The 10,386-nt window shown below is 54.2% G+C and carries 11 protein-coding genes and 1 tRNA gene; 10 read left to right on the top strand and 2 right to left on the bottom strand.

Annotated features, from left to right (window positions below):
* Together JW953_23795 and JW953_23790 are read right to left on the bottom strand one after the other, a co-directional pair.
* Nucleotides 1-186, bottom strand: a 186-nt coding sequence (locus JW953_23795; GenBank protein MBN1995731.1) for a hypothetical protein, incomplete at its 3' end; no start/stop codon positions are given.
* A gap of 183 nt (nt 187-369) precedes the next feature.
* Nucleotides 370-443 (bottom strand) — tRNA-Val (locus tag JW953_23790).
* A gap of 123 nt (nt 444-566) precedes the next feature.
* On the opposite strand from JW953_23790, the gene JW953_23785 reads away from it, so the two are divergent.
* From JW953_23785 to JW953_23740, 10 genes are all read left to right on the top strand, one after another.
* Nucleotides 567-1,178: an isoprenylcysteine carboxylmethyltransferase family protein gene (locus JW953_23785; protein MBN1995730.1), complete on the top strand. Its 612-nt coding sequence runs from the start codon at nt 567-569 to the stop codon at nt 1,176-1,178.
* 25 nt (nt 1,179-1,203) lie between these two features.
* Nucleotides 1,204-2,058: an alpha/beta hydrolase gene (locus JW953_23780; protein ID MBN1995729.1), complete on the top strand. Its 855-nt coding sequence runs from the start codon at nt 1,204-1,206 to the stop codon at nt 2,056-2,058.
* A 120-nt stretch (nt 2,059-2,178) separates the two neighbouring features.
* On the top strand, nt 2,179-2,394 hold the full coding sequence (locus tag JW953_23775) for a CDGSH iron-sulfur domain-containing protein (GenBank protein ID MBN1995728.1): 216 nt from the start codon (nt 2,179-2,181) through the stop codon (nt 2,392-2,394).
* A 197-nt stretch (nt 2,395-2,591) separates the two neighbouring features.
* Nucleotides 2,592-4,280: a long-chain fatty acid--CoA ligase gene (locus tag JW953_23770; protein MBN1995727.1), complete on the top strand. Its 1,689-nt coding sequence runs from the start codon at nt 2,592-2,594 to the stop codon at nt 4,278-4,280.
* Between the two features lie 63 nt (nt 4,281-4,343).
* Nucleotides 4,344-4,658: an XdhC family protein gene (locus JW953_23765; GenBank protein MBN1995726.1), complete on the top strand. Its 315-nt coding sequence runs from the start codon at nt 4,344-4,346 to the stop codon at nt 4,656-4,658.
* 69 nt (nt 4,659-4,727) lie between these two features.
* The gene (locus JW953_23760) at nt 4,728-5,486 is read left to right on the top strand and encodes an XdhC family protein (protein MBN1995725.1); all 759 of its coding nucleotides are present in this window, start codon (nt 4,728-4,730) and stop codon (nt 5,484-5,486) included.
* A 111-nt stretch (nt 5,487-5,597) separates the two neighbouring features.
* A complete protein-coding gene (locus JW953_23755) occupies nt 5,598-8,987 on the top strand; it encodes a PDZ domain-containing protein (protein MBN1995724.1) in 3,390 nt (1,129 codons plus the stop codon).
* 35 nt (nt 8,988-9,022) lie between these two features.
* Nucleotides 9,023-9,196 (top strand): hypothetical protein, encoded by a 174-nt coding sequence (locus JW953_23750; GenBank protein MBN1995723.1) that lies wholly within the window; start codon nt 9,023-9,025, stop codon nt 9,194-9,196.
* Between the two features lie 68 nt (nt 9,197-9,264).
* On the top strand, nt 9,265-9,561 hold the full coding sequence (locus tag JW953_23745) for a hypothetical protein (protein ID MBN1995722.1): 297 nt from the start codon (nt 9,265-9,267) through the stop codon (nt 9,559-9,561).
* A gap of 18 nt (nt 9,562-9,579) precedes the next feature.
* A complete protein-coding gene (locus tag JW953_23740; GenBank protein MBN1995721.1) occupies nt 9,580-10,215 on the top strand; it encodes a hypothetical protein in 636 nt (211 codons plus the stop codon).
* Nucleotides 10,216-10,386: the final 171 nt, after the last annotated feature.

The raw sequence follows: 10,386 nt of genomic DNA, 5'->3' as shown, positions 1-10,386 counted from the left end.
TTCATCTTTGGTTTGGTAATCCTGGCCATTATTTTCGGCAGCCACAAGCAGGTCTCCTGAAGGCAATTGAACTGCCTGGATTTTACCGGCCTGAATCTGTTGTGTCAACACTTTTTGAGGCAGGCCATAGTGCCGGGCGGCCTGCTCAAGGGGGAGGTAGGTGGGAATATGAGATGGTGAGGGCATAGGAGACCTCCTGGTTAAACAAAAAACCCTGCCGAGTTTCGGCAGGGCCTACACTATTCGTCATCAACAAACAGCCGCACTATATGAGTCATCCGAAACTGTAAAATCCATCTGCCAAAGGTAAACCAACTTCCCACTCATTCTTGAATGAGTAGTTCGATCCATTGCTCCAGCAAACATAAATGGGCGGTACAAGACTCGAACTTGTGGCCTCCACGATGTCAACGTGGCGCTCTAACCAACTGAGCTAACCGCCCCAATACTGAGAAAAATTATACCATCGAATTTAAGAAGCGCAAAAAACTTCCCTTGACCCGTACGGAAGAACTATACCCAAAATAGGAGATAAGTCTTATTATTATTAATAATAATCAAGAGAAATGTTTACAAGCGTCCTTATTTTATTTATTTTTTTTGGATTATATGCCATGGTGCATAGCCTGTTAGCCAGTTTGCCGGTAAAGGCTTGGGTGCGGCGCAAGGGGGGGGCCGCTACCGACTCTTGGTACCGCCTGGCTTACAATACTTTTGCCGTTATTACGCTGCTCCCCCTGTTCCCCCTGCTGATCATTTTGCCGGATAAAATATTGTACCTTGTGCCTGCGCCCTGGTGTTGGGTGATGTTGGGGGGTCAAGGGTTGGCACTATTAGGATTGGGCGTGGCCCTCTGGCAAACAGGGGCTTTGCATTTTCTGGGATTGCTTCAATTGTTTACAAAACAGCCTGCCCAGAGTAATTTGTTCAGCGTGTTTGGTTTTTACAAATGGGTGCGACACCCCCTCTACTCTTTTAGCCTGCTGTTCTTGTGGTTAACACCGCTGATGAGTGTTAATTTGCTCACCCTTTTTATTTTGTGTACCCTCTATTTTTATTTTGGCTCAATTCACGAAGAACAACGCCTGGTGGCCGAGTTTGGGACCGCTTATAAAGATTATCAACAACGTGTGCCCCGCTTGATTCCCTGGCCCGGGCGAAGTTATGGGCCAGATTGAGCAGCATTTCCAAGAGGTCAAGCTTATGAGTCACATCATCAAAATCCAGGGCTATTCCATCGCCTACAACAAAATTGGCAACGGCCCCAGAAACGCAGTGCTGGTACACGGTTGGGGTTCCAGCAAAGCCTGGTGGCAAACAATGGCTGAAGGATTAGCCCAAACCCACACGTGTTATGTGCCCGATTTATTGGGTTTTGGCGGGTCCACCAAACCGGCGCAAAAAGAGACCTTTCACATAGAACATCAAACAGAGATTATGGCAAACCTGATCCGGCAATTGGCTTTGGCCCCGGTTTATCTCATCGGCCACTCAATGGGCGGCATGATTAGTGTAACCCTGGCTTACCGCTATCCAGAGCTGGTTGAGCGGCTGGCGGTATTCAACCTGGTGGTGACCGGCCGCTGCAACTCCTTTTTCCGCCTGGGGCAGATAGCTCTGGCTATTCCCCTGTTAGGCCGGCCCCTTTATGCGGCCGGACAATCCGTGCCCAAATCAACCCTGACCACTTATACTCGCTCACTTAAAATGATGCTGGCCCACCAACCGGCGGCCTTAAAACGCCCCGAAATACAAGAATTCATCACGCGCGCTTATCCTGATTTTAAAAACACGCCCACCCGTTCACTTGAGTTTGCATTGCGAGCCTTTACCACGTTTGATTTGCGCCCCTTTATGGATAGGGTCAAACACCCCACGTTGGTTATTTGCGGCCTGGCCGATAAACAGATTCCCCCTGAGGATTCGCAAATCCTGGCTAACGGACTACCCAATGCCCGGCTGGAATGTTTTGAGTCCGCCGGCCATAGTCCCTTTATGGAGTATCCTGAGCGTTGTTTAGGCTTATTGCAGCATTTTGCCAACGGGAAAAGTGAGTAACGGGCCGGTGAGATCACAACCTGGCTGCGTTATTTTGCCACCAGAGGGAAAAATCTGTATCATTGGCCAGCCGAGCCAAATCTGGACACACCCAGCCAAACCATAAACAAGGAGAGAACTATGTCCAAGATAGAAATCAAAGCCAAGGAAAATGGCCCCTATTTGATAGGGGGGACCGCCACCTACACCGATGCCGACGGTAACAAACAAACCACGCCGGGCACAACGCTTGCTCTATGCCGCTGCGGCCATTCTGACCACAAGCCCTTCTGCACGGGCGCGCATCGTAAAGTGGGCTTTGAGGCCAAAGAATTTGTATTACAACTGAATGAATAACTAAAGCAATAAACGCAAATTTTTAAGCCAAAACATCCCTGCGGGCCAATAGGCTGGTCTGGTAGGGGTGTTTGTTTTTTTGCGCCTGGCCTGATGGCTCACTCAGGGGCTAGAACAAAAGTCGTGTTGATTCTCTACGGCAAAACTTGTATAATTAAAATGTTAAACGCCAAGTTTTGCAGCTTAAGAGACCTCAAATGCCCAAGCCCTGGTTGAACTTTTACGACGACGAAGTGCCGGATGAATTAATCATCCCCTCGCTGACTCTCCCCGATTTGCTACGCAATGCCGCCGAGAAGTATCCCCACCAAACCGCCACTATTTTTATGGGCGCACGGCTGAATTATCGCCGGTTAAAAGCGCAGGTTGACCAACTGGCTGCCGGTTTGCACCAGTTGGGCGTGCGCAAGGGCGACCGGGTGGCCATTATGCTGCCCAATTGCCCCCAGGCCATCATTGCCTATTACGCCGTTGTTTCCCTGGGCGCAGTAACGGTGATGACCAATCCCCTCTACGTTGAGCGCGAACTTGAATTTCAGTGGGGCAATGCCCAGGTTGAAACAGTTATCAGCCTGGACATGTTTTGGCCCCAAATTGAAGCGGTCAGGCAAAAATTATCAATCAGGCACGTCATCCTGAGCAGCGTGCAAGATTACATCCCCCCCGTTAAACGTTACCTGGCTCCTCTGGCACTGCGCCGCCAGGGTAAATGGGTTAAGGTGAAATATGACCACACGGTGCTCTCCTTCACCAAGTTACTGAAGGGCCAACACCACCGGCCACCAAAGATTGACGTTTTTCCCCACGATTTAGCCTGCTTGCAATACACCGGCGGCACCACCGGCCTGCCCAAAGGGGCCATGCTCACCCACCGCAATCTAATTGCCAGCCTGGCCCAGATCAGAACGTTTCTCTTGTTTGGCCATCAAGATGCCGAGGACGTTGCCTTGGCCATTATGCCCTTTTTTCACGTGTACGGCATGAACGGCATTATGAACCTGGGTATATACCTGGCCGCTACTTTGGTGCTAATTCCCCAGCCCGATGTCAAAACTGTTGTTGAGGCGCTGGTAGCTGAACGCCCCACTTTTTTTGTGGGGGTGCCGGCTCTGTTTGTGGCCCTGAATAATTATAAGCGTTTTGACCAACTTGACTTGACCTCCATCAAAGCCATGTTCAGCGGCGCGGCCCCGCTGCCCGTGGACGTAATGGAAAAATTTGAAGCCCGCACCGGCACCCGCATAGCCGAAGCTTACGGCATGACCGAAGCCTCGTCGGTAACTCACGTGAACCCCCGTAAAGGGCAGCGTAAAGCGGGCAGCATTGGCGTGCCTATCATCGGCACAGAGGCCAAAATAGTGGACATTGACGATTGGACCAGAGAACTTGGCGTCAACGAAGTGGGCGAATTGATGGTCAAAGGCCCCCAGGTAATGCAGGGCTATTGGCAGGCTGCCGCCGAAACCACCGCCGCCATGCGCAATGGTTGGCTGCGCACCGGCGACATTGCCTCCATGGACGAAGAAGGTTATTTTTACATTGTTGACCGCAAAAAGGACCTGATCCTCAGCGCCGGCTACAACGTTTATCCCCGCGAAGTGGAAGAGGTGCTCTACCAACATCCCAAAGTGCTGGAAGCGGCGGTGATTGGCCTGCCCGACGGCGTGCGCGGCGAAAAGATAACGGCTTACCTGGTTCTCAAACCCGGCCAAACAGCCACGCCCGCCGAAATTCGCCGCTTTTGCCGGGAACGCTTGGCCCCCTACAAACAGCCGCGCGCGGTTGTTTTTCGCAACAACCTGCCCAAAGCCATAGCCGCCGGTAAAGTGCTCCGCCGCAAACTGCGCGAAGAAGCCCTGGCCGAGTTAAAAGAACGCAAAACCTGATCCCCAAAACCATTCATTCCTCTTGATTTTTTAAAACCCTGCTTCAACGTGTACAATACCCTTATGCAAGAATTATTGACCAACCTGGCCGACTGGCAGGCCCGGGGGGATGTTATTGCCTTGGCCACCGTCATCAATACCTGGGGGTCCTCGCCTCGTGCGCCGGGGGCCAAAATGGCCGTCAATCAGCGGGGCGAAATGATTGGATCGGTCAGCGGCGGCTGCGTGGAGGGGGCGGTGGTGGAAGCGGCTTTGCGCGTTATCAAAACAGGCCGGCCCACACTGCTGCACTTTGGCGTCAGCGACGAGGATGCCTGGCAGGTCGGCCTGGCCTGCGGGGGAACCATTGAAATTTTCGTCGAGCGGTTGGATTGGTAAAAACAACAGTCAAGAGACAAGGCCAGAGCAATTGCCCGCCGGCGTCTCCCATCTGCCGTCTACTTTATTATGTCCTTTTTCTCTCTCTTAAAAAATTATCTCAAACAAGATAAAGGCGTTGTCCTGGCCAACGTGGTGCGCGGGCCTGAAGGCTGGCTGGGCCAGAAAGTCGTCATTCCGGCTGAAGGCGAGCCAACCGGCCCCCTGTTGGCGACTTCCTTGCGCGACACGATTTTGCAAGATGCTCAGGAGCTGATGAAGCAAGGGACGTGTGCCACCCGGCGTTATCCTGTGGGGCAGGGGGAAGTGGACGTTTTTTTTGACGTTTACCGGCCCGCGCCCCGCCTCATCATCGTGGGGGCCGTCCACATTGCCGGCGAGTTGATTCACCTGGCCCAACGCTTTGATTTTCACACTTATGTGGTGGATCCCCGCAGCGCCTTTGCCACCCGTGAGCGATTTCCGCATGCCGATCATTTGCTAACGCAATGGCCCGATGAAGCCCTGTCGGAAATCGGTTTGACCGCTGAAACCGGCGTGGTGGCGCTGACCCACGACCCCAAACTGGACGACCCAGCCCTGAAACTGGCCCTGCCCAGTCCGGCCTTTTACGTTGGCGCGTTGGGCAGCGCCAAAACGCACGCCAAACGAGTGGAGCGTCTCCTGGCCGACGACCTGGCCCCGGAACACCTGGCGCGTTTACACGCGCCCATTGGCCTGGACATCGGCGGACGCTCGCCGGCTGAAATTGCCTTGAGCATCTTGGCGGAGATTGTGGCGGTGCGGAACAACAAACCCATAGCAAGGCAACGTGTTGCCCACAAATGATTAAACCTGCTACATTTACTACCTTGTGTAGTTAATCGTAGAGTTTCTACACTTGCTACTCTGCTACACCTGTTACGCTGCTACTTGTAAAACCTTCTCAGGGGAAGATAAATGACAACCAACGGTTACTACAGTAATCCAACTATTCACCAAAATACAGTGGTGTTTGTGTGCGAAGATGATTTATGGGCAGTGCCGGCCCGGGGCGGGGTGGCGCGGCGGCTGACGGCCAATTTGGGCATTGTGTCTCACCCGGCCCTGTCGCCGGATGGAAAGTGGCTGGCTTTTGTGGGCCGCGAGGACGGCGAAGCGGAAGTGTACGTGATGCCGGCCCCCGGCGGCCAGGCCACCCGGCTCACCTGGCTGGGCAGCCAGACCGTGGTCCTGGGCTGGACCCCGGACGGGCAAAAAATCATATTTTCCAGCAATGCCGGGCAGCCGTTTGCCAGTTTAACCCCACTCTACGCCGTCAATTTTAAAGGCGGCCAGCCGGAGCCGTTGCCCTACGGCCCGGCCCGCTCCGTTTCTTACGGCCCTGCAGGAGGCGTAGTGATTGGCCGCCGCACCAACGACCTGGCCCGCTGGAAGCGGTATCGCGGCGGCACGGCCGGCGACATGTGGATTGACCCCAAAGGCAACGGGCAATTTAAGCCCCTTTTAAAAAAGTTAAAAAGCAACATGGCCAACCCCCTGTGGCTGGGCGAGCGCGTTTATTTTTTGTCGGATCACGAAGGCATTGGCAATATCTACTCCTGCACGCCCCAGGGTAAGGATGTGCAGCGCCACACCCATCATGAGGATTATTACGCGCGCAACCCGGCCACCGACGGCCGGCGCCTTGTTTACCGGGCCGGGGCCGACCTATATATTTTTGACCCGGCCCAAGAAAAAGTGACCCCCCTCAAAATTAAATTTCACAGCCCCCGCGTGCAGTGCAATCGTAAATTCGTCAATGCGGCGGCCTATATTGACCACTACACCTTGCACCCCAAGGGGCACAGCGTGGCCTTTTCTACGCGGGGCAAAACGTTTGTTATGTCTAACTGGGAGGGTGCGGCCATTCAATATGGCCGGCCGCACGGCGCGCGCTATCGCCTGGTGGAGTGGCTCAACAATGAACAACGGCTGGTAATGTTGAGCGATGCCAGCGGTGAGGAAGTGATTGAAATTCATAAAGACGCTTCTCTTTCGCCGACCGACCGGGCGGTGGAGTCGCTGCCGGGCCTGGACATTGGCCGCCCGCTCTTCTTTAAAGTATCGCCCCTTGACGACGCTATTGTTTTTGGCAATCACCGTTACGAACTCATCCACGTTGATTTGCAATCCAAAATCTTAAAAGTGCTGGACAAAAGTAACTACGGCCGTATCTACGGCGTGGCCTGGTCGCCGGACGGCCGGTGGGTGGCCTATAGTTTCAGAACCTCCTTGTTTACTTCGGCCATAAAGTTGTGCCACCTGCAAAGCGGCGAGACCCATTTTGTCACCCCGCCCCACGACCTGTACGATTATGGCCCCAGTTTTGACCCGGACGGCAAATACCTTTACTTCATTTCTTATCGAGATTTTGACCCGGTCCACGACAGCCATTATTTTGAACTGAGTTTTCCGCGCGGGGGGCGGCCCTATTTGGTCACCCTGCAAAAAGATTTGCCCAATCCTTTCATCCCTCTACCCGGCGAGGATACTTCAGAAAACGACAAAAACAACAAAAAGGAGGAAGGCCAGGAAAAGCCAAAAAAGAATGAGGCCGCTCCAACCGAAGCGGATCAAAAAGAGGATAAAGACAAGGAGAAAAAAGAACCCATCCAGATTGATCTGGACGGCATCCAACATCGCATTGCGGCCTTTCCTGTGCCAGAGAGTCTTTACCACCAGATCAAGGGCACCAACAAAGGCAGAGTAGTTTTTAGCTCATTTCCGGTAGAGGGTAGCTTGCACGATGATTGGCTTGACGACGATAAGGTGGGCAAGGGTGTTTTGGAAGTGTACGACCTGGCCGAACGAAAAAAAGAGTTCATCGTGAGCGGGGTCAATAATTTTGACGTGTCCCGCGACCGGAATTTTTTGATTTATCGCTCCGGCAAAAATTTGCGCGTGCTCAAGGCCGGCGAAAAACCGGATAACGAGGCCAAGGTTTATGCCAAAAAAAGCGGCTGGCTGGACCTGGGCCGGGCGCGCGTGGCGGTCAACCCGCCCGACGAGTGGCGGCAGATGTTCCAGGAAGCCTGGCGTTTGCAGCGCGACCACTTTTGGAGCGAGGATATGTCGGAGGTTGACTGGCAATTGGTGTATCAGCGTTACATCTCCCTGGTAGAGCGGGTGGCCACGCGGGCCGAGTTTTCCGATTTGTTGTGGGAAATGCAGGGCGAATTGGGCACATCGCACGCCTATGAATTGGGCGGCGATTACCGGCCCGCGCCGCGTTACGCCCAGGGCTTTCTGGGCGCTGATTTTACCTACGACCCCGCCGCCGATGGTTACCGCCTCAGCCACATTGTCCGGGGCGACTCCTGGCTGGAGCGATTTGACTCGCCCCTGCGCCGCCTGGGGGTCAACGTGCAGGAGGGCGATGTATTGCTGGCGGTTGACGGTCAACGGTTGAGCCGGGAGGTATCGCCCCAACAACTCCTGGTGAATCGGGCCGGCGTGGAAGTGCAGTTAACGTTTGCGGCCCAGGCCAAAACCGCCGCCGCCGCCGGCAATGATGAAGCGGAAACCCAAACCGGAGAAAAAGAAAATAAGGCCGCGCCGGAAGCGCCCCCTACCCGGACGGTGTTGGTGAAAACCCTGCGTGGTGAAACGCAAGCCCGTTACCGGGAGTGGGTAGAAACCAACCGGCGGCAGGTGCACGAGGCCACGGCCGGCCGGGTGGGTTACGTTCACGTGCCCAATATGAGCGCTTTTGGCTACGCCGAGTTTCATCGTTACTACCGGGTCGAGTCTGAGCGAGAGGGCCTGGTGGTAGACGTGCGCTTCAACGGCGGCGGCAATGTATCGCAATTGTTGCTAGAAAAATTGGCCCGCCGCCGCATTGGTTACAACAAGCCGCGTTACGGCGAAGCCCGGCCTTATCCGCTCCATTCGGTTTTGGGGCCAATGGTGGCTTTAACCAATGAGTACGCCGGTTCCGACGGCGACATTTTTAGCCACGCTTTTAAGGTGATGGGCCTGGGGCCGCTCATCGGCAAACGAACCTGGGGCGGCGTGATTGGCATCTGGCCCCGGCACTCGCTGGTAGACGGCACGTACACCACCCAGCCGGAATTTTCTTACTGGTTTGAAGACGTAGGCTGGGGCGTAGAAAATTACGGCACCGATCCCGACCTTGAAGTGGAGGTTAAACCGCAGGATTACGCCAAAGGCAAAGACCCCCAACTGGAGCAGGGCATCAAAGAAATTTTGCAGCTAATGGCCCAACATCCACCGGCCATGCCGGATTTTGGGCCAAAACCCAGCCGGGCCTTGCCCAAGTTACCCAAGGCCAAACCTAAAAAGAAGTAGTCGTCCTGAGCCTCATCGGCGGCGGGGAGAGCAAAGTGCTTGCCTGGCGCACCGCCAACGGCGGCCAGACGTGGCAGGCGGAAATGCCCTATCTGACGCGCGATGGTCGGTTCCTGACCCTTTACGGTCTGCTTAACCCCAACGTGACCATGCTGCGTTACCCTGGAGAAGCCTGGCAATTTAATGTTGATGACGGATTTGGTGATTAAATAACTTATTCTGAACGTATATAAAGTAGATTTTGTCCAAATATATTACAGAATAAGGAGGAACCAAAATGAAATACACCAGAGTTTTTATGTTTTTAATCGTATTGGTAGCGCTACTGATAGCCGGGTGCGCGTCGGCGGCGGCACCCCCTGCCGCCGACGAACCGGCCGAAGCGCCCGCCGCAGCCCCAAACGACAGCCCGTGGCAGGTTGTCCTTGACATCGAGGTTGAACAACCGATGCGCATGGCCGCGTTTCTTGATGAAAACTTCGGCCTCACCGGAGGGGCTGACACCGCCGGCAAAGCCCAATACACTACCAACGGCGGTGAAATCTGGACCATGGCCGACACCAGCGGTGGCTGAATTTACAGTCTGGACATCGTGGATGCCCAAACCGTTTGGCAATGTAACTTAAGCAACACCAGCGTGAGTGACGACGGCGGTAAAACCTGGGAAAACGTAGACAAAGCATGCAACAATTATTGCGGGAATAATTGCCGCATAAGTTTTGCCGATGCCCAAACAGGGTGGACTTTGAAGAAGGGCGTCATCGAATTGACCACCAACCGGGGCAAAACCTGGCACAAAGTGCCCCTCCCTGAAGGCGTCAAAGATATTGAAGCTATCTCACTCCGCACCGCCAGCGAAGGCTATGTCTTAACCTCCGACGGCGTTTTACACAAAACCCAGGATGGGGGCAATAGCTGGTCGTCTGTAACATTAGACCTGACGAAATATGGACAAATGAAGTTCCTACCTGCCGATCCCCCCGGCTACCCCCCCTCAGTCGCTATCCGCTTTTTCGATGCCGACCATGGAGTCATCGTGATGAGCCTGGCCGGCGGCGGCAGCAAAGTGGTGGCTCTGCGCACCGCCGACGGCGGCCAAACCTGGACCGAAGAAACTGTGCCGGCCCCGATTGGGACGCTGCACCTGACCCACACCGGCCAGTATTTGACCGTTAATTCTGCGCTTGAAACCAGCAAGGTTACCGTGCTCCGCTACACGGGCGAATAGGTAAGAATAATAGCCGTTCTGGGGGTTTCTTGCGAAATCGCCAGAACTTCTATAAAATCGGCGGAGGAAACGTCTTTATATAGTTAGTTTCTGGTGCGAAACGTCATCGATACCAACAAGATGACGTCAAGGAATGATTGAACCTTAACAAACTGATCTTTAGACAGCTTT

The sequence above is a fragment of the Anaerolineae bacterium genome (assembly GCA_016931895.1).
Lineage (GTDB): Bacteria > Chloroflexota > Anaerolineae > 4572-78 > J111 > JAFGNV01.
This window is presented reverse-complemented; position numbering and strand designations above follow the sequence as displayed.

What these genes read in the sequence shown, in the direction of transcription:
- JW953_23785 (MBN1995730.1), top strand. Translation starts at nt 567, where the DNA reads ATGTTTACAAGCGTCCTTATTTTATTTATTTTTTTTGGATTATATGCC.
- JW953_23780 (MBN1995729.1), top strand. Translation starts at nt 1,204, where the DNA reads ATGAGTCACATCATCAAAATCCAGGGCTATTCCATCGCCTACAACAAA.
- JW953_23775 (MBN1995728.1), top strand. Translation starts at nt 2,179, where the DNA reads ATGTCCAAGATAGAAATCAAAGCCAAGGAAAATGGCCCCTATTTGATA.
- JW953_23770 (MBN1995727.1), top strand. Translation starts at nt 2,592, where the DNA reads ATGCCCAAGCCCTGGTTGAACTTTTACGACGACGAAGTGCCGGATGAA.
- JW953_23765 (MBN1995726.1), top strand. Translation starts at nt 4,344, where the DNA reads ATGCAAGAATTATTGACCAACCTGGCCGACTGGCAGGCCCGGGGGGAT.
- JW953_23760 (MBN1995725.1), top strand. Translation starts at nt 4,728, where the DNA reads ATGTCCTTTTTCTCTCTCTTAAAAAATTATCTCAAACAAGATAAAGGC.
- JW953_23755 (MBN1995724.1), top strand. Translation starts at nt 5,598, where the DNA reads ATGACAACCAACGGTTACTACAGTAATCCAACTATTCACCAAAATACA.
- JW953_23745 (MBN1995722.1), top strand. Translation starts at nt 9,265, where the DNA reads ATGAAATACACCAGAGTTTTTATGTTTTTAATCGTATTGGTAGCGCTA.